26 protein-coding genes are annotated in these 26513 nt (G+C 68.2%); 10 read left to right on the top strand and 16 right to left on the bottom strand.

What is annotated here, in order from left to right; genetic code table 11:
• Positions 1–94 precede the first annotated feature (94 nt).
• The 3 genes from GGR16_RS06390 to GGR16_RS06400 are packed head-to-tail and all read left to right on the top strand — an operon-like array spanning position 95 to position 1324.
• Complete coding sequence (locus GGR16_RS06390) at positions 95–409, top strand: ArsR/SmtB family transcription factor (RefSeq protein ID WP_183316035.1); 315 nt, start codon at positions 95–97, stop codon at positions 407–409.
• A 2-nt stretch (positions 410–411) separates the two neighbouring features.
• Complete coding sequence (locus tag GGR16_RS06395) at positions 412–876, top strand: SRPBCC family protein (protein ID WP_183316036.1); 465 nt, start codon at positions 412–414, stop codon at positions 874–876.
• 37 nt (positions 877–913) lie between these two features.
• Positions 914–1324 (top strand): GFA family protein, encoded by a 411-nt coding sequence (locus tag GGR16_RS06400; RefSeq protein WP_019404790.1) that lies wholly within the window; start codon positions 914–916, stop codon positions 1322–1324.
• A 53-nt stretch (positions 1325–1377) separates the two neighbouring features.
• On the opposite strand, the gene GGR16_RS06405 is transcribed toward GGR16_RS06400, so the two are convergent.
• Together GGR16_RS06405 and GGR16_RS06410 are read right to left on the bottom strand one after the other, a co-directional pair.
• Positions 1378–3768: a sensor histidine kinase gene (locus GGR16_RS06405; protein WP_183316037.1), complete on the bottom strand. Its 2391-nt coding sequence runs from the start codon at positions 3766–3768 to the stop codon at positions 1378–1380.
• A complete protein-coding gene (locus GGR16_RS06410; RefSeq protein WP_019404788.1) occupies positions 3761–4447 on the bottom strand; it encodes a response regulator transcription factor in 687 nt (228 codons plus the stop codon). The genes GGR16_RS06405 and GGR16_RS06410 overlap by 8 nt, the downstream gene beginning before the upstream one ends.
• A gap of 121 nt (positions 4448–4568) precedes the next feature.
• Here GGR16_RS06410 and phnD point away from each other — a divergent pair, with 121 nt between their 5' ends.
• The 4 genes from phnD to phnE (GGR16_RS06430) all read left to right on the top strand — a co-directional run bounded on the left by phnD (position 4569) and on the right by phnE (GGR16_RS06430) (position 8176).
• On the top strand, positions 4569–5597 hold the full coding sequence (gene phnD, locus GGR16_RS06415) for a phosphate/phosphite/phosphonate ABC transporter substrate-binding protein (protein WP_019404787.1): 1029 nt from the start codon (positions 4569–4571) through the stop codon (positions 5595–5597).
• A 160-nt stretch (positions 5598–5757) separates the two neighbouring features.
• A complete protein-coding gene (phnC, locus tag GGR16_RS06420) occupies positions 5758–6555 on the top strand; it encodes a phosphonate ABC transporter ATP-binding protein (RefSeq protein WP_019404786.1) in 798 nt (265 codons plus the stop codon).
• Positions 6552–7355, top strand: a complete 804-nt coding sequence (gene phnE, locus GGR16_RS06425) for a phosphonate ABC transporter, permease protein PhnE (RefSeq protein WP_019404785.1) — start codon at positions 6552–6554, stop codon at positions 7353–7355. Before phnC ends, phnE (GGR16_RS06425) begins: the two co-directional genes overlap by 4 nt.
• Complete coding sequence (gene phnE / locus GGR16_RS06430) at positions 7352–8176, top strand: phosphonate ABC transporter, permease protein PhnE (RefSeq protein WP_183316038.1); 825 nt, start codon at positions 7352–7354, stop codon at positions 8174–8176. Before phnE (GGR16_RS06425) ends, phnE (GGR16_RS06430) begins: the two co-directional genes overlap by 4 nt.
• 93 nt (positions 8177–8269) lie before the next feature.
• Here the strand turns inward: phnE (GGR16_RS06430) and GGR16_RS06435 are convergent, their stop codons facing one another.
• From GGR16_RS06435 to GGR16_RS06460, 6 genes are all read right to left on the bottom strand, one after another.
• On the bottom strand, positions 8270–8620 hold the full coding sequence (locus GGR16_RS06435; protein WP_019404783.1) for a DUF2200 domain-containing protein: 351 nt from the start codon (positions 8618–8620) through the stop codon (positions 8270–8272).
• Between the two features lie 341 nt (positions 8621–8961).
• A complete protein-coding gene (locus GGR16_RS06440) occupies positions 8962–9150 on the bottom strand; it encodes a hypothetical protein (RefSeq protein ID WP_019404782.1) in 189 nt (62 codons plus the stop codon).
• Positions 9143–10522, bottom strand: coding sequence for an amidase (locus tag GGR16_RS06445; RefSeq protein ID WP_183316039.1), 1380 nt, complete (start codon positions 10520–10522; stop codon positions 9143–9145). The genes GGR16_RS06440 and GGR16_RS06445 overlap by 8 nt, the downstream gene beginning before the upstream one ends.
• Complete coding sequence (locus tag GGR16_RS06450) at positions 10512–11933, bottom strand: TRAP transporter large permease (protein WP_019404780.1); 1422 nt, start codon at positions 11931–11933, stop codon at positions 10512–10514. Before GGR16_RS06450 ends, GGR16_RS06445 begins: the two co-directional genes overlap by 11 nt.
• On the bottom strand, positions 11930–12571 hold the full coding sequence (locus tag GGR16_RS06455) for a TRAP transporter small permease subunit (RefSeq protein ID WP_019404779.1): 642 nt from the start codon (positions 12569–12571) through the stop codon (positions 11930–11932). Before GGR16_RS06455 ends, GGR16_RS06450 begins: the two co-directional genes overlap by 4 nt.
• A gap of 72 nt (positions 12572–12643) precedes the next feature.
• Entirely contained in the window at positions 12644–13723 is a 1080-nt protein-coding gene (locus GGR16_RS06460) for a TRAP transporter substrate-binding protein (RefSeq protein ID WP_246372930.1), read from the bottom strand.
• A 420-nt stretch (positions 13724–14143) separates the two neighbouring features.
• Here GGR16_RS06460 and GGR16_RS06465 point away from each other — a divergent pair, with 420 nt between their 5' ends.
• Positions 14144–16336, top strand: a complete 2193-nt coding sequence (locus tag GGR16_RS06465; RefSeq protein ID WP_183316041.1) for a malate synthase G — start codon at positions 14144–14146, stop codon at positions 16334–16336.
• A 133-nt stretch (positions 16337–16469) separates the two neighbouring features.
• Positions 16470–16640: a hypothetical protein gene (locus tag GGR16_RS06470; protein WP_019404776.1), complete on the top strand. Its 171-nt coding sequence runs from the start codon at positions 16470–16472 to the stop codon at positions 16638–16640.
• A gap of 13 nt (positions 16641–16653) precedes the next feature.
• On the opposite strand, the gene GGR16_RS06475 is transcribed toward GGR16_RS06470, so the two are convergent.
• From GGR16_RS06475 to GGR16_RS26505, 7 genes are all read right to left on the bottom strand, one after another.
• Complete coding sequence (locus tag GGR16_RS06475; protein WP_026015591.1) at positions 16654–17460, bottom strand: MBL fold metallo-hydrolase; 807 nt, start codon at positions 17458–17460, stop codon at positions 16654–16656.
• Positions 17457–18260 carry a TatD family hydrolase gene (locus GGR16_RS06480; RefSeq protein ID WP_019404774.1) on the bottom strand — a complete coding sequence of 268 codons (804 nt, stop codon included), beginning with the start codon at positions 18258–18260 and terminating at the stop codon, positions 17457–17459. The genes GGR16_RS06475 and GGR16_RS06480 overlap by 4 nt, the downstream gene beginning before the upstream one ends.
• Positions 18260–19825, bottom strand: a complete 1566-nt coding sequence (gene metG / locus GGR16_RS06485; protein ID WP_183316042.1) for a methionine--tRNA ligase — start codon at positions 19823–19825, stop codon at positions 18260–18262. The genes GGR16_RS06480 and metG overlap by 1 nt, the downstream gene beginning before the upstream one ends.
• Positions 19826–19852: 27 nt before the next feature.
• Positions 19853–20938, bottom strand: a complete 1086-nt coding sequence (locus tag GGR16_RS06490) for a DNA polymerase III subunit delta' (RefSeq protein WP_183316043.1) — start codon at positions 20936–20938, stop codon at positions 19853–19855.
• A complete protein-coding gene (tmk, locus tag GGR16_RS06495; protein ID WP_183316044.1) occupies positions 20928–21614 on the bottom strand; it encodes a dTMP kinase in 687 nt (228 codons plus the stop codon). Before tmk ends, GGR16_RS06490 begins: the two co-directional genes overlap by 11 nt.
• A gap of 9 nt (positions 21615–21623) precedes the next feature.
• Positions 21624–22838 carry a D-alanyl-D-alanine carboxypeptidase family protein gene (locus tag GGR16_RS06500; protein WP_425486561.1) on the bottom strand — a complete coding sequence of 405 codons (1215 nt, stop codon included), beginning with the start codon at positions 22836–22838 and terminating at the stop codon, positions 21624–21626.
• 70 nt (positions 22839–22908) lie between these two features.
• The gene (locus GGR16_RS26505) at positions 22909–23949 is read right to left on the bottom strand and encodes a septal ring lytic transglycosylase RlpA family protein (protein WP_343059602.1); all 1041 of its coding nucleotides are present in this window, start codon (positions 23947–23949) and stop codon (positions 22909–22911) included.
• Between the two features lie 506 nt (positions 23950–24455).
• Between GGR16_RS26505 and GGR16_RS06510 the strand changes: the two genes are divergently transcribed.
• A complete protein-coding gene (locus GGR16_RS06510; protein ID WP_183316046.1) occupies positions 24456–25067 on the top strand; it encodes a pyridoxamine 5'-phosphate oxidase family protein in 612 nt (203 codons plus the stop codon).
• 6 nt (positions 25068–25073) lie between these two features.
• Here the strand turns inward: GGR16_RS06510 and rimO are convergent, their stop codons facing one another.
• Positions 25074–26390, bottom strand: a complete 1317-nt coding sequence (rimO, locus tag GGR16_RS06515) for a 30S ribosomal protein S12 methylthiotransferase RimO (protein WP_019401341.1) — start codon at positions 26388–26390, stop codon at positions 25074–25076.
• Between the last annotated feature and the right edge of the window lie 123 nt (positions 26391–26513).

Here is a 26513-nt window from a genome sequence, read left to right on the forward strand (position 1 = left end):
ACGAGCATCAGGATGTCGAACCGTCGCGTCCTGGTCGCCGCTTGACATGCAGGTATTTACCTGCATATTTCATTCTCACGGACGGGTGAAGCGGATGGACGCGGACAAGGTTTTCAAGGCGCTCGGGGACCCGACACGCAGGAGGCTGCTGGACCTTCTTTGCGAAAGGAACGGGCAAACGCTCGGGCAGCTCTGCGAAAAGCTGGACATGGCCCGGCAATCCGCCACGCAGCACCTCGACATATTGGAGGCGGCCAATCTGGTGAGCACGGTCAGGCGCGGCCGGGAAAAGCTGCATTTCATCAATCCCGTGCCGCTCCACGAGGTCTACGAGCGGTGGGTCCGGAAATTCGAACGCCAGCGGCTCAGCCTGCTGCACGACCTGAAGAAAGAGCTCGAAGGAGAATAGCAATGACCAGGGAGACGACCAGCTTCATCTACGTGACCTACATTCTCTCGACACCGGAAAAGGTGTTCGAGGCCATCACGAAACCGGAGGTCGCACGGCGCTACTGGGGCCACGAGAACGTTTCCGACTGGAAGGCCGGATCGACATGGAAGCATATCCGCGCCAATGACGAGCGGACCGTCGAGCTCGTCGGCAAGGTCATGGAGGTCTCGCCGCCGTCCCGCCTCGTCATCACCTGGGCGAATGCCTCGCAGGCGGCCGATCCGGCAAGCCACAGCCGGGTCACCTTCGAGATCGAGACATACGAGAACATGGTCCGGCTGACGGTCACCCATGACGAGCTCGAGCCGGGCAGCGGCATGGACAAGGGCATCAGGCGCGGTTGGCCGGTCGTCCTCTCCAGCCTGAAATCCTTCCTCGAAACCGGGCGCGGGCTCGACGTCTTCGCCAAGCCGAAGGCGGCCTGATCACGGGTGATCTGCGGGCTTTTCAGGGAGGGCCGTGATGAAGCGCTACACCGGCGGATGCGCCTGCGGGGCGATCCGCTATGAGACGGCCAGCCGGCCGATCTTCGAGAACCATTGCCAGTGCCGGGACTGCCAGAAACGGAGCGGCACTGGCCACGGCTCCTACCTGACCTTCCCCCGGCGAGCCGAGGTGACCGTCACGGGCGAGGCGAAAAGCTGGAGCGTCAAGGGCGACAGCGGGAACGAAAAGATCCACGCCTTCTGCCCGACCTGTGGAACGCCGGTCTATCTCACCTTCCCGGCTATGCCGGACCTCATCGCGGTCCACGCGGCGAGCCTGGACGACCCGGGCCAGTTCACGCCGCAGGTGGTCACCTACAGCATCCGCGGCCTTGCCTGGGACACGATCGATCCCTCGTTGCAGAGGTTCGAGCGCATGGCCCCCTGACGTGATGATGGACGTGGGCGGGCGGCTGGCCGTTCAGCAAGGCGTCCCCCGGCCTAGGGCCCGACGATGAGCTGGATCCAGGTGTCGAGAAAGCGGGTGCGCTTCAGAGGATCGAGAAAGACGAGAAGTTCCGGGCCGAGCGCGACGGTCTGCCGGATGCTGTCGGTGCGGCCGGGCGTGAGGGGAGGGCCGGCGCCGATACCGCCGGCCTCCAGCGCCCGGGCGCCGTCGCGGCCCACGATGAGATCGAGCGCGCGCCGGGCGCCGAAGGGGTTCGGGGCACTGTTGGGAATGGACACCGTCCAGGGCACGGAGACGGTATAGTCCTCGGGCACGACGATCTCGATCGCCGCCCCGCGCGCGATAGCCGCCTGGGCGGCCGACAGCGGCACGTTGTAGGCGAGGTCGAGCTCGCCGGCCGCCATGGCCTGCAGGAGTTCGCCGGCATGGTCGAAGATGCGCACCTGCGCGGCGCCGAAGCCGCGGGTCACCCGCCAGAAGAGGGGCGAGCGCAGCGAATCCTGGGCCGCGGCGACATAGCTGACGCTGTCGATGCCGATATTGACGAGGCCAACCCGGCCGGACAGGCGCGTCGCCGCTCGCTCCAGCAACTGGGCGAGCGCAATGCGGCTGCGCGGCACCTCGGGGCCGGGCAGGGCATCCTTGCGCACGACGATCACTGACGGATCGGCCGCGACGGCGAACACCTCGCCGCGCCAGTGGATGGGCGGGTCGCCTCCCGCCGGCTGGGCCGCGTGCGAGATGACGTAGCCCTCGTTGGCGAGCTGCACGGCGAGGTCCGGCGACGACAGGAGCAGGAGATCGGGCGAGCTGGCGCCGGCCGCCACGGCGATCACGCCGAGGGCGGCCTCGGTGGGCAGAACGGCGCGGTAGTCCACCGTCGTGCCGGGATCGTTCGCCTCGATGGCGGCGATCAGCGGCGCCATCTGTTCGGCCGGCGCCGTGCCGAGGATGGAGAGCTTGGCCTGTGCCGCCGCCTGAAGCGGCAGGAGCGCTGCAACAAGGACGATGGGGAGCGCCAGAGCGATTGCGGTGCCGCCGCCCGGAGGGCGGGGCCGCTGGTCTGCGAGCGGCAGTCTCACCAAGGCGCACAGGCCGCCGCCCTCGCGCGGGGCGAGCGTCACGTCGCCGCCGCAAGCGCGCGCCACGGTGCGCGCGATCGGCAGCCCGAGGCCGGAGCCGGGCGTCGTCTCGTCGCCGCGCACGAAGCGCTCGAACACGCGCTCGAGCAGGTCGGCATCGAGGCCGGGGCCCCGGTCGAGCACCTTGAGCCGCGCTTCGCCGGCGTGGCAGGTGAGGGACACCTCCACCGGGCCCGCAGGGGCATGGACGAGGGCGTTCTCGACGAGATTGCGGACCATCTCGCGCAATACGAACGCGTCGCCCCGCACGGGCACGGGTTCGCCATGGCAACCGGCCAGGCGAAGGCGTTGCGCCTGCAGCGGATCGATGCGGCGCACGGCCTCCTGCACCGTGGCGGCGAGGTCGACGATGGCGCGCGGCTGCGCTTCGAGCCGGTGCAGGATCGTGGCGTCGCTCAGGATCTGGCTCGCCAGCACGCTGGCGTTCACCGCATTGACGTGGATGCGGGCCAGCCGCTCGCGCACGCTTCCGTCCGGCGCCTCGTCGAGCGCTACCTCCGACTGGGCGCGGATGTTGGCGAGCGGTGTGCGCAGCTGGTGGGCGGCATCCGCGGTCACGCGCTTGAGCCCGTCGAGCGTCGAGCCGAGGCGGTCCATGAATTCGTTGAGCGCGGCGACGAGCGCACGCACCTCGCGTGGCACGGGCCCCCGGATCGGTGCGAGGTCCGACGCCGCACGGCCGCGGATGTCGGCCTCGACCACGCCGAGGGGCAGGAAGGCGCGCCGCACCGCAAGCCAGATCAGGCAGAAGGCGACGAGTGCCACGGCAAGCGTCGGGAGGAGTGCGTTGCGCGTCAGCTGGCCGGCGAGCTGCTGGCGAGCCTCCCGGGTTTCTGCGACCAGCACGTCGACCCATCCGCTGCCGCTCGTGCCGGCGTGGTAGCGCGCCACGGCGGCGATCCGGATGGGCGTGCCGCGATAGACGCTGTCGTGGAGGCGCGGTTCGGGCGTGCTGGCCTGCGGCACCTCGAGCCCGAGCGTCGGCGAGCCGGTGACGAGCCCGCCGTTCGGCGCCACCACGCGATAGAAGATGCGGTTGAGCCGCGAGGTGCCGAGGATGGCGAAAGCGGCGTAGGGAATGTCGACCGTGACGTCCCCCTCCTGGATCTCCACGGTATCGGCGATGGACAGGGCCGCGGCGGCGAGCACCCGGTCGAACGCTTCATCCGCGGCACGCACGGCGTAGACGCGGATGGCCATGAAGAGCAGGAGCCCGATGACGGCGAGCACAGCCGCCGCCCCGGCCATGACGCTGCGGCGGATCGAGCGGTCCTCAGGCAAGCGGAGCGTCCCCGTCGCCGGTGCGCAGGAAATAGCCGACGCCGCGCTGCGTCACGATCTCCGTCCCGCAGCCCTCGAGTTTGCGGCGCAGGCGCGAGACCAGCAGTTCCACGGCATTGGGCGAGCCCGTGTCGTCGTGGCCGAACAGGTGTGCCACGAGCCGCTCCTTGCTCACCGGCCGGCCAACCCGCGCCATCAGCAGTTCGAGCAGGCCGAACTCGCGCCGGCCAAGCTCCACCAGCGCGCCGCCCACCATGGCGGTGCGCGAGACGAGGTCGATGGACAAGTCGCCATAGCTGATGAGCGATTGCGCCTCGCCCATGCGGCGGCGCAGGAGCACGCGGATGCGGGCCTCGAGCTCGCGCAGGTCGAAGGGCTTGACGAGGTAGTCGTCGGCGCCGAGGTCGAGCACGCTCACCTTGTCGTCGATCTCCGCCCGGGCGGTGATGACGAGGACGGGCATGGTCGTGCCGGAGCGGCGCATCTCGCGCAGGATGGAAAAGCCGTCCCGCCCCGGCAGGTTGATGTCGAGCACCACGAGGTCCACCGGCTCGTGGGCGGCGAATTCGGCGCCCTCGTCCCCGTCGGCGGTCCAGACGACGCCATGCCCCTCACGCTGCAGCCGGGCGACGATCGCCTCGGCGAGGTCGGCAGAATCCTCGATCAGCAGAATCCGCATTTTTCATGACGGTGCGTTGACAGGCTTATGACAGCGAACCGAGCCTAGCCTATCGCCCGTCAATGACAAGCACTCGGCGTCGCCCACAAGGCGCGACCGGCGGACAAGCGAGGAAACGCACATGATTCGCAACCTATTCCTGACGCTGGGCATCACTGCCGTGGCCGCGGCATCCTTCTCTCCCGGTCCGGCCCGGGCCGACGAGTGCGCCAACCGCGGCGAGCTCGACACGCTCTATTGCGACGCCGACCGGGACCTCGTGGCCGATGCGCCGACCGATCCCGCCAAGTGGCGCGATCCGTCGGCCCTGGTCTGGGCCTACACCCCGGTCGAGGATCCTGCCGTCTACGCCAATATCTTCAAGCCGTTCACGGAGCATCTCGAGGCCTGCGTCGGCAAGCGCACCGTCTACTATCCTGCGCAGTCCAACGCCGCCCAGATCGAGGCGATGCGCTCCGGCCGGCTGCATTTCGCCGGCTTCTCGACGGGGCCGACCGGCTTCGCCGTCAACCTGGCCGGCGCCGTGCCGTTCGCCGCCAAGGGCGTCGGCGAGCAGGTGCGCGGCTATCAGCTGCTCGCCATCGTCAAGACGTCGAGCCCTTACGAGAAGCTGTCGGACCTCAAGGAAAAGCGGGTGGCGCATACGTCGCCTTCGTCCAACTCGGGCAACCTTGCCCCCCGCGTGCTGTTCCCCGAGGAGGGGCTGACGCCGGAGCAGGACTACAAGCCGCTGATGTCGGGCGGGCACGACAAGTCGGTGCTCGGCGTCGGCTCGGGCGACTACGACATGGCCGCCGTCGCCTCCGACGTCTTCGAGCGCATGGGCGTGCGCGGCACCGTCAAGTCCGAGGACTTCCGCGTCATCTACCGCAGCCCGGTGTTCCCGACGTCCTCCTTCGCCCACGCGCACGACCTGAAGCCCGAACTCGCGGCCAAGCTGCGCGAGTGCTTCTTCTCCTTCCGCTTCACGCCCGAGATGCAGAAGGAGTTCAACGGCGACGACCGCTTCCTGCCCATCACCTACAAGGACGACTGGGCCGTGGTGCGCGACGTGGCCGAGAAGTCCGGCACGCCCTACAACAAGGCTGCCTACGACGCCGAGGCCAAGCGGGAGGCCGAGGCCCTCGCCAAGCGCAAGCAGCAGAAGTAACCGCCGACAATGAGCCGATCGGCCGGGCCGAAGAGCCCGGCCGATCGCAGCCATGCATCCGCCGGCCTTCGAAAATCGCGCTGCAGACGCGTGCCGTCGGCGCGGGCAGGGCGCTCTGCGCCGTTTCACCTTTCACGACGATCGTTCCAGGGATCGCCCCATGACACATGCTGCGTCCGCCGCAACGCCCGCCGAGGGATCGGCCGGCCTTCTCGCCATCCGTCATCTGCGCAAGGAATACCGGGCCGGCCAGCCGGTGCTGAAGGACATCTCGCTCGACATCGAGGGGCGGGGCGTCACCGCCATCATCGGACCTTCCGGCACCGGCAAGTCGACCCTCATCCGCTGCATCAACCGGCTGGTCGATCCGACCTCGGGCGAGATCTGGTTCGAAGGCCGCGACCTCGCGCGCCTGCGCGGTGACGCGCTCCGGCTCGCGCGCCGGCGCATCGGCATGGTGTTCCAGGAGTACAATCTCGTCGAGCGGCTCAGCGTCATCGAGAACGTGCTGTCGGGGCGGCTCGGCTACGTGCCTGCCTGGCGCGCCTTCCTGCGCCGGTTCCCGGCCGACGACGTGGCACGCGCCTTCGACCTCATCGATGCCGTGGGCCTCGGCGAGGACTTCGCCACGCGGCGGGCCGACCAGCTCTCCGGCGGGCAGCGCCAGCGCGTGGGCATCGCCCGCGCCATCATGCAATCGCCCGGCCTGATCCTCGCTGACGAGCCCACGTCCTCGCTGGATCCCAAGACCTCCGTCGAGATCATGGAACTGATGGCGCAGATTTCCCGCGAGCGCTCCATTCCCATCGTCATCAACATCCACAATGTCGAGCTCGCCCGCCGCTATGCCCAGCGCATCATCGGCATGTCGCGCGGCGAGGTGGTCTATGACGGCTCGCCTGACGGCCTCGGCGACAGCCACCTGAAGGAGATCTACGGCGGGGAGGACTGGCTATGAGCGCCCCGGCCGCACCGGGCCGGCTGCGCCCGCCCGCCTTTCCCGCCAACTGGCCTGCGCGCCTCGCCTGGGCCGGGCTCGTCATCTACACGATCTACGCGACGAGCGTGCTCGACGTCACGCTGGCGCGCTTCATCGCCGGGCTCGGCAATGCCGGCCACTTCCTGTCGCGGATGTTCCCGCCGAACATGGCGCCCGACAAGCTGGCGCTCATCTACACGGGCATGGTGGAGAGCCTGCAGATCGCCGTTCTGGCGACCTTTGCGGGGGTGCTCCTGTCGCTGCCGCTCGGGCTTGCCGCGGCGCGCAACCTCGCTCCGGTGGCGGTCTACGGGCCGGCGCGGGCCTTCATCGCCATCTGCCGCTCGTTCCACCCGGTGATCGTCGCCATCCTCTTCGTCAAGGCGGTCGGGTTCGGGGCACTCGCCGGCGTGCTCGCGCTCATCGTCGCCACGATGGGGTTCGTCGCCAAGCTCTTCGCCGAGGTGGTCGAGGAGATGAACCCCAAGCAGGTCGAGGCGGTGCGGGCCACCGCCGCCCCGTTCCTCAACGTGCTCATCATGGCGGTGTTCCCGCAGGTGATGGCACGCTTCGTCGGCCTCACCGTCTACCAGTTCGATTCCAACCTGCGTAACTCCACGATGGTCGGCATCGTCGGCGGCGGCGGCATCGGCGCGCCGCTGTTCACCGCCTATCAGCGCTTCGACTACGACGTCGTCCTCACGATCCTGATCATCATCGTCGCCCTCATCATGTTGTGCGAACTGGTGTCGGGCCGGGTGCGGAGGATCTTCCAGTGAATGCCCTGTCCCCCGTCACCCAGGCGGCGAAGCCGCCGCGCGTCTGGCACCGCTTCACGCCGGCCGAGCGCATCGGACGCTCGATGGTCTACGTCCTGAGCGCCATTGCCGTCGTCTGGTCGCTGCGCACCATCGAGGTCATCCCCGAGTTCCTCTACGATGCTCCGGAGCAGACGGCCGACCTTTTCCGGCGCATGTGGCCGTTCGACTGGGCCTTCTATCCCGAGCAGGTGCACGACGCGCTCATCGAGACCTTCCACATCGCCACCCTCGGCACCTTGCTCGCGCTCGTGCTCGCGCTGCCGCTCGCCTTCCTCGCGGCGCGCAACTTCACCAGGAACCCGGCCCTCAACTGGTTGGCGCAGTTCATCTTCGTGTCCTCGCGCTCGGTCAATTCCCTGATCTGGGCACTGCTCTTCGTCGCCATCTTCGGGCCCGGGGCGCTGGCCGGTGTCATGTCGATCGCCTTCCGCTCCATCGGCTTCATCGGCAAGCTCTTCAGCGAGGCGCTCGAGGAGGCGCAGAAGGGGCCGGTCGAGGCCCTGACGGCCACCGGGGCTCCGCGCGCGATGATCCTCGTCAAGGGCTACTGGCCGCAGGTGGAGCCCGCTTTCTGGTCCGTCGCGCTGCTGCGCTGGGACATCAACATCCGTGAATCGGCGGTGCTCGGCCTCGTGGGTGCGGGCGGCATCGGCGTCGCGCTCGATGCCTCGCTCAACAACCTCTACTGGGACCAGGTGGGCCTCATCCTCGCCGTGATCTTCAGTGTCGTCGTGGTCACCGAGATCGTGACGTCGTGGCTGCGGGCGCGGCTGATCTGAGCCATCGGGGAGGGGGCAGGGCTTGCTCTGCCCCGCCCGTCTGCAGAGGGCGCCAATCCTCCAGCTGCAGCCGCATGAGAAATGCGGCCGGCCCTATTTTCGCAGTATCTTCTCCATCGCCTTCCCCTTGGCGAGTTCGTCTATCAGCTTGTCGAGATAGCGAATTTCCCGCATGGTCGGTTCCTGGATGTCTTCCACGCGGACGCCGCAGATCACGCCCGTGATCAGGTCGCGCGAGGGGTTCATCCGAGGCGCACGTCCAAAAAAGTCCTCGAAGGACGTGTTCTTCGCCAACTGGTCGTCCAGCGCCTCCTGGCTGTATCCCGTCAGCCAACGAATGATCTCGTCGACCTCCGCCTTCGTGCGCCCCTTCTTTTCCGCCTTCGCGACATAGAGCGGATAGACGCTCGCCACGCTGACGGAATAGATGCGATGTTTCGTCATGCGTTCTCCCTGGCTCTGCGCAGATCAGCCGATCGAAGGTAGCCGGAATGAAGCTGCCACATCCAGCGGGGGCGTTCATGAACGGCCGAGGCCGGCCGGGATGCCGGAAAGGGACATCCTCCTGGAAGGGCGAGGTCTCGTCGGATGGTCGACGAGACCTGGACGCTGCGGTGAGGGTGCTCGCGCTCGGTGCCGTCACGGCCACCGCGACACGGCTGCTAACGCAGGCCTGAAAATCGCATAAGGAAGATTATGGAACTTGCGACGAGTTGGCTGCAGCCGTTTCCGATGGCGTGATCGCGCAATGCTGCGGCCCTGTTGAGCTGACGAGCACGCCTCAGCTAAGGGCCTCGGCGCCGATCGCGGCCGTGGTGGCGGCGCGGACGCAGAGCGAGCCAGAAGTCCCAGGCCACCATGAGCAGCACGACGGCGAAGACGATGATGAGGTCCGGTTCCGGCACGCGCAGCACGATGATGGCGAGGAAGGCGGCGAAGGCCGCGAAAGCGACGATGCCGAACAGCCTATCCATGACACTCACCCCCTTGTGTCGCCGCGGCGATATGGGCGGCGAGCCACCGTGCCGTCCTCAGCAGGCGCCCGTCATAGCCCCGCCGTCCGACGAGTTGGACGCCGACAGGCAGCCCGTGCGGCCCCTGGAGCAGCGGCAGGCTTACGCTTGGAAGTCCGCAAAGGGTCCACAGCACCGAAAATGCCGGGCTGCCGGTGGAGCCCAGGCCGTGCGGCGCCTCGCCGGGCGTGGCCGGCGTGACGATGGCATCGTAGCGCTCGAAGATGCGATCGAGGCCCACACCGAGCACCTCGCGCCAGTCGAGCGCCGAAAGGTAATCGACCGCCGTCACCGCGCGGCCTTCCGCGAGGGTCGCCTGCATGGTCTCGCTGAGCGCATCCCAGCCGCTCTCGCCATAGCGGCGCAGGTTGCGCGCCATGCCCGCCGTGACGAGCCGGCGGTGGGCGGAGGCCGCCTCGTGGAAGATGTCCGGCAGCTGGACCGTGGCGACCGCTTCGCCCAGCACCTCCTGCAATTCGGCAAAGGCGGCCTTGGTCTCGGCGGCTGCCTCGTCCCAGGCCGGCCCACGCACGAAGGCGAGGTCGGGCCGCACCGGCGGGCGCGACGAGGCGATCGAAAAGAGCTGCGGCGGGGCTTCCACGCGCGTGTCGGGATCGGCCGGGTCGTGCCCGGCCATGGCGTCGACGAGGAGCGCCACGTCCTCGACGGTGCGGGCGAAGCCGCCCACCGTGTCGAGCGGAGCGGCAAGCTGCAGCACCCCTGCCCTCGAGACGAGCCCGTGGGTCGGCTTGAAGCCGACGATGCCGCAGAAGGAAGCCGGCCGGATCACCGAGCCGGCCGTCTGCGTGCCGACGGCGAGCGGCACCATGCCGGCCGCGACGGCTGCCGCCGAGCCGGAGGACGAGCCGCCCGGCGTGCGCTCCGGATCGTGCGGATTGCGCGTGCGCGCCGGGTGGAGGAAGGCGAGTTCGGTTGCCGCCGTCTTGCCCACCACGAGGGCTCCGGCGGCCTTCAGACGCGCGACGAGCGTCGCGTCCCGGTCCGGGCGCCGGCCGGCGTCGAGCACCGTGCCGTTTTCCGTCGGCATGTCGGCGGTGTCGATCACGTCCTTGATCGCCACCGGCACGCCGTGCAGAGGGCCGAGCGGCCGGCCGGAAACGCGGTGCCCGTCGAGGCGTCGGGCCTCGGCGCGCACGCGGGCCGCATCGACGAAGGCGAAGGCGCCGATCGCCTCGTCCTCCGCCGCGATGCGCGCCAGCACGGCCTCCGCCACCGTTGCCACCGTCACCTCGCCGCCCGCAACGCGCTCGCGCGTCTCGACGGCCGTCCATCCGGCAGGATCGCTTGCTGCCGTCGTCTTCTCAGCGGCCATAGACGAGCCTCGGCAGATAAAGGGCGATGTCGGGGAAGATATAGAGCACGATCATCGCCACGAAGACCAGCATGAGGTACGGCAAGCAGCCCTTGAAGATCTGCACCAGATGCACGTGCGCCGGCGCGATCCCCTTCAGGTAATAGGCCGACATCGCCATCGGCGGTGTCAGGAAGGAGGTCTGCAGGTTGAGCGCGACGAGGATGCCGAAGAACAGCGGGTCGACGCCGAAATGCGGCAGCAGCGGCAGGAAGATCGGCACGAAGATGATGATGATCTCCGACCATTCCAGCGGCCAGCCGAGCAGGAAGATGATGATCTGGGCGAGGATCAGGAAGGTCAGCGGCGAAATGTCGAGGCTTGTGACGAATTCGGTGATGACCCGCTCGCCGCCGAGATAGGAGAACACGGAGGAGAAGGTCCACGAACCGACGAAGAGCCAGCACACCATCGCCGTGGTGCGCACCGTCAGGTAGACGGATTCGCGCAGGCGCTGCCACGTCAGCGCCCTGTAGGCGACGGCGAGCGCGAGGCCGCCGAGCGCTCCGACCGCCGCCGCTTCCGACGGCGTCGCGAGCCCGAAGAGAATGGCCCCGAGCACGGAAAGGATGAGCAGGGCGAGCGGCAGGAAGGATGTGGCGAGCAGGAAGAGAAGACGGCCGGTCGAAATCTGCTCGACCTCGCTCTCATCCGGCTTCGGCGCGAGTTGCGGCTGCAGCCAGGCCCGGCCGATGACGTAGATGAGATAGAGCCCCGCCAGCAGAAGGCCCGGCAGCAGCGCCCCCGCATAGAGCTGCACGATGGAGACGCCGGACGAGGCCGCATAGACGATCAGCATGATCGAGGGCGGAATGAGGATGCCGAGCGTGCCGCCGGCGCAGATGACGCCCGAGGCGAAGCTGATGTCGTAACGCGCCCTGAGCAGGGCCGGAAAGGCGAGCAGGCCCATCAGCGTGACGACTGCTCCGACGATGCCGGTGGCGGTCGCGAACAGCGTGCAGGTGACGAGCGCCGCCACCGCCATGGCACCGGGCACGCGCCGCGTCGCGAGCGCGAGCGTGTGGAACAGCCGCTCGACGATGTTCGCCCGCTCGACGATATAGCCCATGAACAGGAACAGCGGCACGGCGGTGAGCACGTCGTTGGCCATGACCGAATAGGTCTGGTTGACGAAAAGGTCGAAGATCCGGTTGTTGAAGAAGCCGGAGACCCAGGTCTCCACCAGCGTCCAGCTGTCGGCGCCGCTGTCGAGCGCACGATAATAGGGGCGCCACATGCGCCCCGCGTCGTAATAGGCGTAGTAGCCGAAGCCGACGCCCATCGCCATGAGCGTGAAGGCAATGGGAAAGCCGAGCAGGATGATGAAGATGAACGCCCCGAGCATCAGGAGCGCGATATGCGGGTCGCTCATCGCGGTGCTCCCGTCGGGCGGTTGTCGTCGTCGCGGTCGGGCACGTCTATCGCCTCGGAGCCGTGCAGCAGCACCTCCCGTTCGTGCTCCTCGATCAGCCTTTTCTCCGTTTCCTCGACGTCATCCCTGGCGCGGACCCACTCCCCCGTCCTCATGCAGATGATGCAGCGCATGACCTGGGCGATGCCCTGGATGAGGAGCAGCACGCCGGCGGCGACGATGACGGTCTTGAACTGGAAGATCGGGATGCCGGCCGGGCTGTTGACGCTGACCTCCCCGAAGCGCCAGGAGCGCTCGGCATATTTCCACCCGGCGAAGATGAGCGCCAGGATGCCGGGAAAGAAGAAGAGGAAGTAGAGGACGAATTCGATCTTGGCCTGGGTGCGCGGCTGCCACAGCCGGTAGAGGAAGTCGCCACGCACGTGGCCGTCGCGCGACAGCGTGTAGGCGCCGCCCATCATGAACAGCGTGCCGTACATGATGTAGGAAACGTCGAACGACCAGCTCGTCGGCGCGTTCAGCACATAGCGGACGAAGACCTCGTAGCCGGTGCCGAAGGTCATCACCATGATGGCCCAGGCAAAGGCCTTGCCTACCCATGCGGACAGGCGGTCGGCGAGCGAGATGAAGCGATCCATGGAACCCCGGCCGTGCGAGAAAGGGAAACGGGCGGCCCGCGAAGGGGTCGCCCGGGATCTCTCAAGCCGGGCTCAGAGCTTCAGCTTGCCGGGGAAGTAGTGCTCATAGGCCAGCGCATAATCGGGCGCGTTCATGAGCTCGTAGAACACCACCCGCTCGACGAACTGCCGCTGGCTTTCCATGACGCGGCGCATGTAGTCGTCCTGCTCCAGCGTCGGGATGATCTTGTCCCAGGCCGCCAGCTGCGCATCGAGCACATCCTGCGGCGTACGCAGCACGTTGACGCCGCCATCCTGCAGCTTGCGCAGGTCGCTGGAATAATTGTCGAGAGCCGACGCGTAGTTCGACGTGCTGGCGGCTTCGACGCCGTATTCCAGGATGGCTTTCAGGTCGTCGTCGAGATCGTCGAAGAAGTCCTTGTTGAACAGGAACTCGAAGGACTCGCTCGCCTGGTGGTAGGACGACAGCATGTAGTTCTTCGCCACGTCCTGGGCGCCGAAGCGCAGGTCGGACGAGGGGTTGTTGAACTCGAAGGCGTCGATGACGCCGCGTTCCATGGCCGGCACGATCTCGCCGCCCGGCAGCTGCGCCACGCTCATGCCCATCTGCTGCAGGAGGTCGGCGGCGAGGCCCACGGTGCGGTATTTGAGGCCCCTGACGTCGGCCGCCTTCTCGACCGGCCGCTTGAACCAGCCGAAGGGCTGCGCCGGCATGGGAAAGCCGTAGAAGCCGTAGACGTTGAGCTTGAGGATCTCCTGCGTCAGCTCGGCATACAGCTCCTTGCCGCCGCCGACGTGGAACCACGCCAGCATCGTCGCAGCGCTGCCGCCCCACACCGGCCCCGTGCCGAAGAGCGAGGCGGCCTTGTGCTTGCCGTACCAGTAGACGGGCACGGTATGGGCGGCGTCGATGACGCCGTCGTTGACGGCATCGAGCACCTGGAAGGCACCGACGACGGCGCCTGCGGGCAGGAGGTCGACCTTGAGCCGGCCTCCGGACATCTTCTGCACGCGGTCTACATATTCCCGGGCGAAATCCATCCAGATATCGGACGCCGGCCAGGACGTCTGCATCTTGATGACGACCGGTGTCTGGGCGCTGACCACGGCCGGAGCCGCAACCGCACCGGCGGCTGCTCCGGCGGCGACCATGCCGCCCTTGAGAAAGCTTCTCCGGGTCTGCTTGGCGTGTTCACGCGTTGCCATGTCCGTACTCCTCCCTGAGCCGGCTCCCGCAACCTTCTTCTTGTTGTTCGCACCGGCTTCCGACGGCCTACGAGGTTGAGGCGACAAAGAAGGTTCCCGCATTTCGCGTGTAGGCGCAACCGCTTTCGGCAGTATTGGTTCCCTCCCCGACAGTCTCCGCAGGCCGAGGCAACCTTCTCGCACTGCACAACTTTCTTCGCCTTTCGCTATCGCACGCGTTCAGGCCGCCCCCCCTCGCCTCGCGTTCCATTTTTTCCCCCGCGTTGAAAGTCCATCTCATTGCGGCGCGGTGCCGGGGGGCTAGACTTGGCCTAAAGCTCGGCCACGCGGCGGCGCATGCCGATGAATGAGATTCTGGAGGTAGCAATGGGCGGTTCTGGCCTGACGGCGAACGGATATATCGCATGCGGCAAGCTCAAGGTCGCGGCACCGCTTCATGCCTTCATCGCCGAGGAAGCGTTGCCGGGCACGGGCCTCGAGCCTGCCGTCTTCTGGCAGCGTTTCGAGGCGATCATCACCACCTTCGCACCGCAAAACCGGACGCTGCTGGAGAAGCGCGACGCCCTGCAGGCGCGGATCGACGAGTGGCACCGCAGCCGTGCCGGTTCGCCGCACGATGCGGCGGCCTATGAGCAATTCCTGAAGGAAATCGGCTACATCGTTGATGATGTGGGTGATTTCTCCGTGGGGACGGCGAACGCGGATCCGGAGATTGCACAGCTCGCCGGACCGCAGCTCGTCGTGCCGGTGATGAACGCGCGCTATGCGCTCAATGCCGCCAATGCCCGCTGGGGCAGTCTCTACGACGCTCTCTACGGCACCGATGCCCTCGACGGCGTAAAGCCGCCGCAGGGCCCTTATGATCCGGCCCGTGGGGCCGAGGTCATCGCCTTCGGCCGGCGCGTGCTCGACCAGCACGTGCCGCTGGCTTCCGGCTCGCATGCCGAGGCTCGGCGCTATGCCATCGACGGCGCTGCGCTGACGGTGCAGCTTGCGGACGGCAGCGTCACGGGCCTCGCAGATGCAGCACAATTCGTCGGCTTCGCGGGCGGCCGCGACGCGCCGGAGGCGCTCGTCTTCGCGAAGCACGGCCTTCACATTGTCGTGCATTTCGACCGCGGCCATCCCATCGGCGGCACCGACGCGGCCGGCATCAGCGACATCGAGCTCGAGGCGGCTCTGTCGACCATCATGGACTGCGAGGATTCCATCGCGGCCGTCGATGCGGAGGACAAGGTCGCCGTCTACCGCAACTGGCTCGGCCTGATGCGCGGCGATCTCGTCGAGACCTTTGCGAAGGGCGGCCGCACGGTGACGCGCCGCCTGGCGGAAGACCGCCGCTACGAGCGGCCCGGCGGCGGCGAGTTGCGCCTCAAGGGGCAGAGCCTCATGCTCGTGCGCAACGTCGGTCACCTCATGACGACCGACGCCGTGCTGGACGAGAACGGCGGCGAGATCCCCGAGGGCATCCTCGACGGCATGGTGACCGCCGCCATCGCCCTGCACGACATCGGCCCCTCCGGCCGCCGGGCGAACTCGACGACGGGCCAGATGTACATCGTCAAGCCCAAGATGCACGGGCCCGAGGAGGTCGCCTTCGCCGATGCGCTTTTCGCGGCCATCGAGGATGCCCTGGGCCTAGCCCGCAACACGCTCAAGATGGGCGTGATGGACGAGGAGCGCCGCACCAGCGTCAACCTCAAGGCCTCGATCCGTGCCGCCAGAGACCGTATCTGCTTCATCAACACCGGCTTCCTCGACCGCACGGGCGACGAGATACACACCTCGATGGAGGCGGGCCCGATGATCCGCAAGGCGGACATGAAGGCCTCCGCCTGGATCAAGGCCTATGAGGACGGCAACGTCGACACCGGCCTCGCCGCCGGCCTCGACGGCCGCGGGCAGATCGGCAAGGGCATGTGGGCCATGCCCGACCTGATGCATGCCATGCTCGAGCAGAAGCTCGGCCATCCGCTCGCCGGCGCGACCACCGCCTGGGTGCCCTCGCCCACTGCCGCGACCCTGCACGCCCTCCACTACCTGGCGGTCGATGTCGCGGCCCGGCAGGCGGAGATCCGCAAGCGCGCGCCGGCCCGGCGGGCGGACCTCATCACGCTGCCGCTGGCCGACCGCGTGAACTGGTCGCCGGAAGAGATCGCGGAGGAGGTCGACACGAATGTCCAGAGCCTCCTCGGCTATGTGGTGCGCTGGGTGGACCAGGGCGTCGGCTGCTCCAAGGTGCCGGACATCCACGATGTCGGCCTGATGGAGGACCGCGCCACGTTGCGCATCTCGGCGCAGCATCTCGCCAACTGGCTGCGCCACGGCATCGTCTCGCAGGATCAGGTGATGGAGGCGCTGAAGCGGCTCGCGGCGGTGGTCGACCGGCAGAACGCCGGCGACCCGACCTATCGTCCGATGGCGCCCGATTCCGAGGCTTCCCTCGCTTTCCAGGCGGCCTGCGCCCTCGTCTTCGAGGGCACGCGCCAGCCGAACGGCTATACCGAGCCCCTGCTCCACCGCTTCCGCCGTCTGCGCAAGGAGAAGGACCGGGCCTGACCGGTCCCTCACCCGCCCTGCTCCGCCCGGGCTGCCGGGCGGATGCGGCCGGAACCGCATGGCGGTCCGCGGCGTTGCTTCCCATATGACCAGTGAGGTCGTGTGGCACTACGCCAAACCGAAGGAGCCGGGCATGGGTGATCCGCGCAAGACCCGCAACGAGCAGGAGCGCGACAAGGCTGAGAAGAAGCAGCATCAGGACGAGCTGCTGGACGAGGCGCTGGAGGAATCCTTCCCCGCCAGCGATCCGCCGTCACAGACCCAGCCCACGCCGAAGCACAAAAAAGAAAATAAAGACAGATAGTTGCGGATCGAACTTAATCAGAAACCGTAATCGTCATGCCGTCATAGGCCGGCTCGACGTGGGCCGGCACTTGCCGGCTCAGGGTGGCGTAGTCGAGATCGGTGTGCAGGTTTGTCAGCACGGCACGCCGCGGCGCCACCTCGTCGATCAGCGCCAGCGCCTCCGCGAGGCTGAAATGGCTCGGGTGCGGCGTGTAGCGCAGCGCGTCGATGATCAGCACGTCGAGGCCGCGCAGCAGCGCCTTCGCCTCCTCCGGCATGGCGCTGACGTCGCTTGCATAGGCGAGGCTGCCGAAGCGGAAGCCGAGGGCATCGATATTCCCGTGCACCATGCGGAAGGGCAAGGCGGCGAGCGTGCCGCCGGGCCCGTCGATGTGCACCTCGCGCCCGCTCGTGAGGCGGTGCTCGACGAGGATGGGCGGATAGTCGCTGCCGGGCGGCGTGATGAAGCAATAGCCGAAGCGGGCCCGCACCTGCGCGCTGGTGCGTTCGTCGAGATAGACGTCGATGCAGCGGCGCATCGTCAGCACCAGCGGACGCAGATCGTCGATGCCGTGCGTATGGTCGGCGTGCTCGTGCGTGAAGAGGACGGCATCGAGGTGGCGCACGTCGCTGTCGAGCAGTTGCTCGCGCAGGTCGGGTGAGGTGTCGACCAGAACGGTCGTCGCCGCCGCCTCCGCCTTGCGCCGCTTCTCGACTAGGATCGAGCAGCGGCGGCGCCGGTTGCGCGGCTCGGCAGGGTCGCAGGCTCCCCAACCCATTCCGACGCGTGGCACCCCGCCGGAGGACCCGCAACCAAGGATGGTCACGGTCAGCGTCATGCGGCGCTTTCCCCGGCCCCGTGGCCGAGATCGGCTTTGGTGAAGAGGCGCCGGAAGTTGTCGGTGGTGATCGCCGCCATCTCGGACGCCGTCACGCCGTGCACCTCCGCCAGCACCTTGACCGTATGCACCACGAAGGCGGGCTCGTTGCGCTTGCCGCGATTGGGCACGGGCGCGAGATAGGGCGCATCCGTCTCGACGAGCAGCCGCTCGCGCGGCACGCGCGCCGCGATGTCGCGCAGCTCCTGCGAGCCCTTGAAGGTCAGGATGCCGGAGAAGGAGACATGGAGCCCGAGCTCGATGCCGACGCGGGCAAGCTCCGGCCCCGACGAGAAGCAGTGCAGGATGGCCTGGAATGCGCCCTTCCCCATCTCGTCACGGAGAATGGCGATCATGTCCTCGTCTGCGGCACGCGCATGGATGACGAGCGGCAGGCCCGTCTCCCGCGCCGCGGCGATATGGGTGCGGAACACCGCCTGCTGCACGTCCCGCGGGCTGCGGTCGTAATGATAGTCGAGCCCCGCCTCGCCGATGGCGATGCAGCGCGGGTGGCGCGACAGCGCGACGAGCTCGGCGGCCGTGACGTCAGGCTCCTCGCCAGCATTGTGCGGATGGGTGCCGACTGTGCAGGAGACGCCGGAAAATCGCTCCGTGATCGCCGCATAGGTCGGAAACTGCCTGACGCGCGTCGAGATGGTGACGAGATGGCCGACGCCGGCCGCGCGCGCCCGCGCCACCACGGCATCAAGCTCGCTGGCGAAGTCCGGGAAGTCGAGATGGCAGTGACTGTCGACCAGCATCAGGCCTTGGTCTCCTGCAGCTCCTCCTCCACGAAACGTGGGAAAACAGGCGCCGGAGCCGGCAGCACGGTGCCCGCGGCGAGGCGCCCGGCAGGACCGAGCGCATCGAACCGGCGCCGATCTTCATCGACGGCGAGAAGATCGAGCAGGCGCGCGGCGGCGGCCGGCGTGACGGGCTGCGCGAGGATGGCGACGTTGCGCAGCACCTCCGCCGTCACGTAGAGCACGGTCGCCATGCGGGCGGGGTCGCTCTTGCGCAGGGCCCAGGGCTCCTGGCCCGCGAAATAGCGGTTCGCCTCGCTCACCACCGCCCAGACGTCAGCGAGCACGGTGTGCAGGGCATAGTTCTGCATCGCCGCCCGCGCCTTGGCGAGAAGTCCGTCCGCCGCGCCGAGCAGCGCTTCGTCTGCGGCAGTGAAGGCGCCGGGTTCGGGCACCCTGCCTTCGCAGTTCTTGGCGATCATCGACAAGGAGCGCTGCGCGAGATTGCCCAGGTCGTTGGCGAGGTCCGCGTTGATGCGGTTGACGATGGCCTCGTGGCTGTAGTTGCCGTCCTGGCCGAAGGGCACCTCACGCAGGAAGAAGTAGCGCAGCTGGTCGACGCCGTAGGTGCCGGCGAGCGCGAAGGGGTCGATGACATTGCCGACCGACTTCGACATCTTCTCGCCGCGGTTGAACAGGAAGCCGTGGCCGAAGACGCGCTTCGGCACCGGCAGCCCGGCCGACATCAGGAAGGCCGGCCAGTAGACGGCGTGGAAGCGCACGATGTCCTTGCCGATGATGTGCACGTCCGCCGGCCAGTAGCGCCAGCGCGGCGAGCCCTCGGTGTCGGGATAGCCGAGCCCGGTGATGTAGTTGGTGAGCGCGTCGACCCACACATACATGACGTGGCCGGGCGCGTCCGGCACCGGCACGCCCCAGGTCAGTGTGGTGCGCGAGATCGAGAGGTCCTGCAGCCCGCCCCTGACGAAGCTCATCACCTCGTTGCGCCGGCCTTCCGGGCCGATGAAGTCGGGATTGCTCTCGTAGAGCGCGAGGAGCCGGTCCTGATAGGCCGAGAGGCGGAAGAAGTAGGTCTTCTCCTCCGTCCACTCCACCGGCGTGCCTTGCGGGCCGAGGCGCACGCCGTCGGCGTTCAGCGTGGTCTCGCTCTCGTCGTAGAAGGCCTCGTCGCGGACCGAGTACCAGCCCGCGTAGGTGTCGAGATAGATGTCGCCGGCGTCCGCCATGCGCTTCCACAGCGCCTGCGAGGCGGCGTAATGGGCAGGTTCCGTCGTGCGGATGAAGCGATCGCGCGCCACGGCGAGCGCATCGCACATCTTCTCGAAGAGCGCCGTGTTGCGGTCGGACAGTTCGCGCGGGCCGATGCCTTCCTTCGCCGCCGTCTGCGTCATCTTCAGGCCGTGCTCGTCGACGCCGGTCATGAAGAAGACGTCGTATCCGTCGAGCCGCTTGAAGCGGGCGATGGCGTCGGCCGCCACCGCCTCGTAGGCGTGGCCGATGTGCGGCGCGCCATTTGGATAGGAGATGGCGGTCGTGATGTAGAAGGTCTCGGGATGGCCCATGCCCAACCGTGTCCGAATATCGCTGGCTCAGGCGGCTTCGCCGTGGCGGAGGGCGCCTGCCAGGTCGTTGAATATCGACAGAACCAGGGGGCGGCGGTCGAGATTGAGCACCTGCGCTTCGCGCGCCGCACCGCGGCTCTTCTCCCACACCTCGACCAAGGGCGCAAGGCGAGCCGCGCCTTCAGCCGCCCGGGCATGAATGGTCTGCGTGACGAACATGTCGATGGTCGCCATCAGGGCCGCGAAGGCCTCCTCGCCGTCCCTGCCTGCGCAGAGCTCGGCAAGGCCGAGCACCTCGCGCATGTCGAGCGCCGGCAGGCGGGCGAGCATCGCCCGCACCCGCTCGACAAGGGCGATGCGCTCCTCGTCGAGGAGTTCGAGCGCGCCTTGCACCGAGCCCTGCGCCAGGGCGGCCGCGCGCGCCCTGAGGCCGGGCTCGATCGCATCCCAGGGCGCACCGAGCCCCTCCACGACCGTCTCGATCTCGTCCGGCGCGAGCTCTCCCAGCGTCAGCTTGCGGCAGCGCGAGCGGATCGTGGCCATGACGCGGCCCGGGCTGTGCGAGACGATGAGGAAGATGGAGCGCGGCGGCGGCTCCTCGACGACCTTCAGGAGCGCGTTGGCGCTCGCGACATTGAGGTCGTCGGCGCTGTCGACGATGCAGATGCGATAGCCCCCCGCGCCCGCGGTGGAGCCGAAGACGGCAAGGGCCCGGCGCACGGAATCGATGGCGATGACGCTCGACGGGCCCTTCTTGTCGGTGCCCGGCGTGCGCCGCAGGACGACGAGGTCGGGGTGCGACAGGGCCGCCACCTTGCGCGCCACCGGATGGTCCGGCGCGACGGCGAGGTCTCGCACCGCAGGCGCCGCGGCGGGATCGGGATTGGCGAGCAGGAAGCGCGCCACCCTGTAGGCGAAGGTCGCCTTGCCGATGCCGCGCGGCCCGCCGATGAGCCAGGCATGGTGCAGGCGGCCTGTCCGCCAGGCGTCGAGGAAGGCGCGCTCAGCCTCGCCATGGCCGACGAGGTCGAAACGCTCGCGCGGATGGGGCGTCAGGCCGTAGCGGTCCGGCTCGACGCCGTCTCCATGCGCGGAAACCGGTTCACGCGCCATCGCCTGCCTCCCCGATCGTTGCCCCGAGAAGCCGGGCTTCCACATGCGACCAGATGTCGGCCGTGACGGCATCGGCGTCGCGGCTCGCGTCGATGACGACACAGCGCGCCGGCTCTTCCTCGGCGATTGCCAGGAAGGCGGCGCGCAGCGCCCGGTGAAAGCCGATGTCCTCCGCCTCGAACCGGTCGGTCGCCTCGCTCCGCACCTGCCGCCGCGCATCCGCCCGCGCCAGCCCCAGCTCCGGCGGAAGGTCGAGGATGAACGTCAGATCCGGCCGCGTGGGGCCGACGACGACCTCCTCGAGGCGGGTGAGAAAGGCCGGATCGAGATCGCCCAGCGCCCCCTGATAGGCGCGGGTCGAATCGCAGAAGCGGTCGCACAGCACCCATTGCCCGCGCGCCAGCGCCGGGCGGATCGTCGTCTCGAGGTGGTCGTTGCGGGCGGCCGAGAAGAGGATGGCCTCGGCCGCCGGTCCGAGCGCCTTGGCCTTGCCCGCGAGCAGGAAGCTGCGGATGCGCTCGGCACGCGGCGCGCCGCCCGGCTCGCGCGTCGCGATGGTGTCGAGGCCGTGTTGCGACAGGCGGCTGCGCAGGCGCTCCACCTGGGTGGACTTGCCCGCGCCCTCGCCGCCTTCGAACGTGATGAACCGGCCCGGCGACCGCGTTTCTCCCGGCAAGACGGCCTCTTACAATAGCTTGCTCAGCGCATCGCGAATGGCGCCGGTGCTGAGTTCGAACAGCGCATCGAAGGCGCGCTGCGACAGGCTGCCCGACTCCACCGCCTCGCCTGTGTATAGCGGGACGACGAGCGCGTCGACATCGTCGCGCGTGACGCGCAGGTGGCCGACCTCCATGCCCGCGGCGACCGGCGCCCGCAGCGGGCCGCGGTAGACGACCTTCACGTCGAGGCGGTCGCTCGTGCCGCGCGGCACCAGCACGCGCACCGCTTCCCGGGCGAGGAGCGGGACGCGCCCTCTCGCGCCGCCATAGACCTGCGCTTGGTCGATCACCTCGCCGGACTTGAAGAGCTCGCGCGTCTCGAAATTGTTGAAGCCCCAGTCGAGCAGCTTGCGGCCCTCGTTGCCCCGCTCGCGCGCGTTGGGCAGGCCGTTGAGCACGACGACGAGCCGCTGGCCGTCGCGCACCGCCGAACCGACCAGCCCGTAGCCCGATTCCGCGAGATTGCCCGTCTTCAATCCGTCGGCCCCAATATCCATGGCGAGGAGCGGATTGCGGTTCTGCTGGCGGATCTTGTTCCAGGTGAATTCCCGCTCGCCGAATATCGCGTACAGATCCGGAAAATTCTCGACGAGGTAGAGCGAGAGCTCGGCGAGATCGCGCGCCGTCGTCCGCTGCTCGGGGTCGGCATAGCCGGTTGCGTTGCGGAAGGTGCTGTTCCGCAGCCCGATCGCCTTCGCCCGCTCGTTCATGAGGCGGGCGAAGTTCTCCTCGGTGCCGGCGATGCCCTCCGCCAGCGCGATGGCTGCATCGTTGCCGGAATGGACGATGAGCCCGCGCAGGAGGTCGGCGATGGGAACGCGGCTGTTGACGATGGCGAACATCGTCGAGCCGCCGGACGGCGCCCCGCCCCGCCGCCAGGCGTTCTCGGAGACGGCGAACGTGTCCTCGAGCGACAGGCGGCCGGCCTTGATCTCCTCGAAGACGACGGCCGCGGTCATGACCTTGACGAGGCTGGCCGGGACCATTGGCGTATCGGGCGCCTTGGCGAACAGGATGCCGCGCGTGCGCGCATCCATCAGGATGGCGAAATCGGCCGAGGTCTGGAAAGTCTGCGCCGTGGCGGTTCCTGCGGCGGCAAGGCACGCGAGCGCCAGGAAAACGGCAATCAGACGCCGGCCGATGCTCCGGCCGAAACCCGATACGGACAACAAAACCGACATCGCTCCCCCATATGGAGGGGGAATGTGCGATGCCGGCGCCGCAAAATCAACGGATGCGGCGAAGCTGCCCTCAGTTGGCCGCCGTTCCCTTGCGGAACGACACGAAGCGCTGCTCCTTGACGAGCGCGAACGGGGTCTCCGCCGCGAAGCGGGCGTTGGCGTTCTGCGGCGCCGCGTAGAAGAGGCTGGCGACGACGGGCTTGCCGGCGGGCGGCACGGCCACCGCCACCGGCACGCCGGCGTTCGGAATGGTGTTGAGGTCGAGCAGGTCGTCGATGGTGGCGACCTCCGCCCGCTGGAGGTGAACCGCCGGCGCGGGCGCCGCGGGAGTGGGAGCCGCGGAGGCCATCGCAACGCCCTGCTGCCCGAAATCGGGACGCGGCACCGGCATCGGGATGGCGCTCGCCGCGGCGGTCGCGACCGGCGCCTGCGCGGCGGCGGGAGACGCATAAGCCATGCTGGGCGCGGCGGCTGCGGGCGCCGGCTGGACCGGCTCGGCCGAGGCCACCATGACTGGTGCTGCGACAGGCGCCACCGGCGCACCGCCGCCGGCCGGGCGGCCATCGATCTGCAGCGTGGCGAGCAGCTTGCGGTCGTCGCTGCCGCGCAACGAGGCCCGGCCCACGTATTCGACCTTCACCTGGGCCGTGCCCGCGCGGCGGAAATCGAGCGCATCGGCGACGCTGCGCGAGACGTCGATGATGCGGCCACCGTGGAACGGGCCACGGTCATTGACGCGCACGACCATCGACCGGCTGTTCGCGAGATTCGTGACACGCACGTAGCTCGGCAGCGGCAGCGTCGGATGGGCGGCTGCGATCGAATGCTTGTCGAACACTTCCCCGTTCGCCGTCAGGCGGCCATGGAAGTCGGCGCCATACCATGAGGCCGTGCCCGTGGCGGTATATTTCTCGTTGAGGTTCGGAACGTAGGTCTTGCCGGCCACCCTGTAGGCTTTGCCGGTGTGGTCACGGCCACCGCCCTTGGGGATCGGCTTGCCGTCGGCGACGACTCGCGGGCTCGGCGCGACGCCATACTTGGGATCGACCTTGGCGGTGCCGACCTTCTGCGTGGCGCTGCTGCAATTGGCGAGGCCGAGCGCCAGGACCACGATGCCGGCGCCCTGCAGCGCGAGGCGAAGGGGCGATCGGCCTTCGTCGGGGCCTTCGGAACCGGAAAATGCCGATGCGATGGACGGGGAAACGTTCGCTTTGGGGGCGCCAAGCTCAGTTGTCGCTCGATCCATCTGCTGCATCGGCTCGTTCCGTTCTTGCCTGTCGATGGCCGCAAGCTACCGTCGGAAGGGCGCGACCGATGCGCCGGACCTTGGACTTGAACTCACCACCGAAGTGTCGCTGTAACCCGATGAATGGAGCGTTAAGGCCTCACATCCGACAAAGCAAGCCTGCAATGCGAAAGTGCAGCCCACGTTCCGAAGGCGAAACGAGCCTTCAGATTGCGACGGAATTGCGGCACATCTGCCCCATTGTCGTCGCGCGGTGCGTTCCACGGTGTCGCGGCTGTCGCGCCTCTGCGCAATAAACCTGTCACGTGATGCCGGCCAAATCGGCTATAGCCTCGTCATCGATCCGAGGTATCGGCGGACCAGGAGCCCCTATGAAGACCATCGCGACCATCGCCGAACTCGAGGCGATCTATGGACAGCCCGGCGAGACCTCGACCGTCAAGGTGACGGATCACGTCACGCCCCATTATGCCGCCTTCATCGAGGCTTCGCCCTTCGTCGCCCTTGCGACGAGTGGGCCGGAGGGGCTCGACTGCTCGCCCCGCGGCGACGGCCGCGGCTTCGTGCGCATCCACGATCCGCGCACGCTGATGCTGCCCGACAGGCACGGCAACAACCGCATCGATTCCCTGCGCAACATCGTGCGCGACCCGCGCGTCGCCCTGCTCTTCCTCATCCCCGGCTCCGGCAGCACGCTGCGCGTCAACGGCCAGGCCCGGCTGACGGCGGACGAGACGCTGCGCGCCTCCTTCGCCGTCGAAGGAAAGCAGCCGCGGACGGTGATCGTCATCGAGGTGCGCGAGGTCTATTTCCAGTGCGCCCGCGCCATCATCCGCGCCGGCCTGTGGGACCCGTCCAGGCACGTGGCGCCGGACGCGCTGCCGACGCCGGGTGCGATCCTCGCCGCCCTGTCGCAGGACCGCGTCGGCGGTGATGAATACGACAAGGCCTGGCCGGAGCGGGCCAGGCAATCGATGTGGTGAGAAGCCTCAGACCGCGGTGCCGTGCAGGTCATAGGCGTCCGAGCGCTCGACCTTCACGGTGACGATGTCGCCGACGCGCAGCGGGCGGCGTGAGGCGACATAGACATTGCCGTCGATCTCCGGCGCATCCCACTTGGACCGCCCCTTGGCGACCGTCGGTCCCGCCTCGTCGATGATGACGGGAATGCGCCGGCCAACGCGGCTCTTCAGGCGCTGGGCGCTCACCTTGGCCTGCGCCTGCATGAAGCGGTGCCAGCGCTCTTCCTTGACCTCGTCCGGCACCGGCGCGGCGATCTCGTTGGCGGGCGCGCCCGTCACCGGCTCGTAGCGGAAGCAGCCGACCCGGTCGAGCTTGGCCTCCTGCAGCCATTCGAGCAGGAAGTCGAAATCCTCGTCCGTCTCGCCCGGAAAGCCGACGATGAAGGTCGAGCGGATGGCAAGGTCCGGGCACTCCTCGCGCCAGCGGCGGATACGGTCGAGCGTCTTCTCCTGATGCGCCGGGCGGCGCATGTTCCGCAGCACCGACGGGGCGGCGTGCTGGAAGGGAATGTCGAGATAGGGCAGCACCTTGCCTTCCGCCATGAGGCCGATGACCTCGTCGACATGGGGATAGGGATAGACGTAGTGCAGCCGCACCCAGACGCCGAGCTCGCCGAGGGCCGCCGAAAGGTCGAGGAAACGCGCCCTCACCTCGCGGCCCCCATGGGTGCTCGGCGCATATTTGAGATCGAGCCCGTAGGCGCTCGTGTCCTGCGAGATGACGAGCAGTTCCTTCACGCCGGCCTTCACCAGGCGCTCGGCTTCCCGCAGCACATCCGCGGCCGGGCGGCTGACGAGATCGCCGCGCAGCTTCGGGATGATGCAGAAGGTGCAGCGGTTGTTGCAGCCTTCGGAGATCTTCAGATAGGCGTAGTGGCGCGGCGTGAACTTGATGCCCTGCTCTGGCACGAGATCGATGAACGGGTCGTGCGCCGGCGGCACGGCCTCGTGCACCGCGTCGACCACCGTCTCGTACTGCTGCGGCCCGGTGATGGCGAGAACGTCGGGGAACTGATCGCGGATCTGGCCCGGCTCGGCGCCCATGCAGCCCGTGACGATGACCTTGCCGTTCTGGGCCATGGCCTCGCCGATGGCGCCGAGCGATTCCGCCTTGGCGGAATCGAGGAAGCCGCAGGTGTTGACGATGACGACGTCCGCACCCTCGTGCGTCTTCGTCAGTTCATAGCCCTCCGCCCTGAGGCGCGTGACGATGCGCTCGGAATCGACGAGCGCCTTCGGGCAGCCGAGGGAAACGAAACTGATCTTGGGAGCGTGCTCGCCCATGCCTGTCGCCACCGCTTGAGCGCCGGCATCGCGACGAGAGCCGCGGACGACGCATCATGTCCTTGATGATGATCGTATTCTCGGATCGCGGGCCGGGCCTTCGCCACCCTGGAACGGCTCCAG

The organism is Chelatococcus caeni (genome assembly GCF_014196925.1).
Classification (GTDB): Bacteria; Pseudomonadota; Alphaproteobacteria; order Rhizobiales; family Beijerinckiaceae; genus Chelatococcus_A; species Chelatococcus_A caeni.

Bases quoted from the DNA above. Each gene is read 5' to 3' on its own strand.
- GGR16_RS06440 (WP_019404782.1), bottom strand. From the start codon at position 9,150: ATGGATAGGCTGTTCGGCATCGTCGCTTTCGCGGCCTTCGCCGCCTTC.
- GGR16_RS06400 (WP_019404790.1), top strand. From the start codon at position 914: ATGAAGCGCTACACCGGCGGATGCGCCTGCGGGGCGATCCGCTATGAG.
- GGR16_RS06435 (WP_019404783.1), bottom strand. From the start codon at position 8,620: ATGACGAAACATCGCATCTATTCCGTCAGCGTGGCGAGCGTCTATCCG.
- GGR16_RS06395 (WP_183316036.1), top strand. From the start codon at position 412: ATGACCAGGGAGACGACCAGCTTCATCTACGTGACCTACATTCTCTCG.
- GGR16_RS06455 (WP_019404779.1), bottom strand. From the start codon at position 12,571: ATGGATCGCTTCATCTCGCTCGCCGACCGCCTGTCCGCATGGGTAGGC.
- GGR16_RS06470 (WP_019404776.1), top strand. From the start codon at position 16,470: ATGGGTGATCCGCGCAAGACCCGCAACGAGCAGGAGCGCGACAAGGCT.
- GGR16_RS06480 (WP_019404774.1), bottom strand. From the start codon at position 18,260: ATGCTGGTCGACAGTCACTGCCATCTCGACTTCCCGGACTTCGCCAGC.
- GGR16_RS06450 (WP_019404780.1), bottom strand. From the start codon at position 11,933: ATGAGCGACCCGCATATCGCGCTCCTGATGCTCGGGGCGTTCATCTTC.
- GGR16_RS06410 (WP_019404788.1), bottom strand. From the start codon at position 4,447: ATGCGGATTCTGCTGATCGAGGATTCTGCCGACCTCGCCGAGGCGATC.
- phnC (WP_019404786.1), top strand. From the start codon at position 5,758: ATGACACATGCTGCGTCCGCCGCAACGCCCGCCGAGGGATCGGCCGGC.
- GGR16_RS06390 (WP_183316035.1), top strand. From the start codon at position 95: ATGGACGCGGACAAGGTTTTCAAGGCGCTCGGGGACCCGACACGCAGG.
- GGR16_RS06465 (WP_183316041.1), top strand. From the start codon at position 14,144: ATGGGCGGTTCTGGCCTGACGGCGAACGGATATATCGCATGCGGCAAG.
- GGR16_RS06475 (WP_026015591.1), bottom strand. From the start codon at position 17,460: ATGACGCTGACCGTGACCATCCTTGGTTGCGGGTCCTCCGGCGGGGTG.
- phnE (WP_019404785.1), top strand. From the start codon at position 6,552: ATGAGCGCCCCGGCCGCACCGGGCCGGCTGCGCCCGCCCGCCTTTCCC.
- GGR16_RS06510 (WP_183316046.1), top strand. From the start codon at position 24,456: ATGAAGACCATCGCGACCATCGCCGAACTCGAGGCGATCTATGGACAG.
- GGR16_RS06490 (WP_183316043.1), bottom strand. From the start codon at position 20,938: ATGGCGCGTGAACCGGTTTCCGCGCATGGAGACGGCGTCGAGCCGGAC.
- metG (WP_183316042.1), bottom strand. From the start codon at position 19,825: ATGGGCCATCCCGAGACCTTCTACATCACGACCGCCATCTCCTATCCA.
- GGR16_RS06445 (WP_183316039.1), bottom strand. From the start codon at position 10,522: ATGGCCGCTGAGAAGACGACGGCAGCAAGCGATCCTGCCGGATGGACG.
- phnD (WP_019404787.1), top strand. From the start codon at position 4,569: ATGATTCGCAACCTATTCCTGACGCTGGGCATCACTGCCGTGGCCGCG.
- GGR16_RS06500 (WP_425486561.1), bottom strand. From the start codon at position 22,838: ATGTCGGTTTTGTTGTCCGTATCGGGTTTCGGCCGGAGCATCGGCCGG.
- GGR16_RS06460 (WP_246372930.1), bottom strand. From the start codon at position 13,723: ATGGTCGCCGCCGGAGCAGCCGCCGGTGCGGTTGCGGCTCCGGCCGTG.
- rimO (WP_019401341.1), bottom strand. From the start codon at position 26,390: ATGGGCGAGCACGCTCCCAAGATCAGTTTCGTTTCCCTCGGCTGCCCG.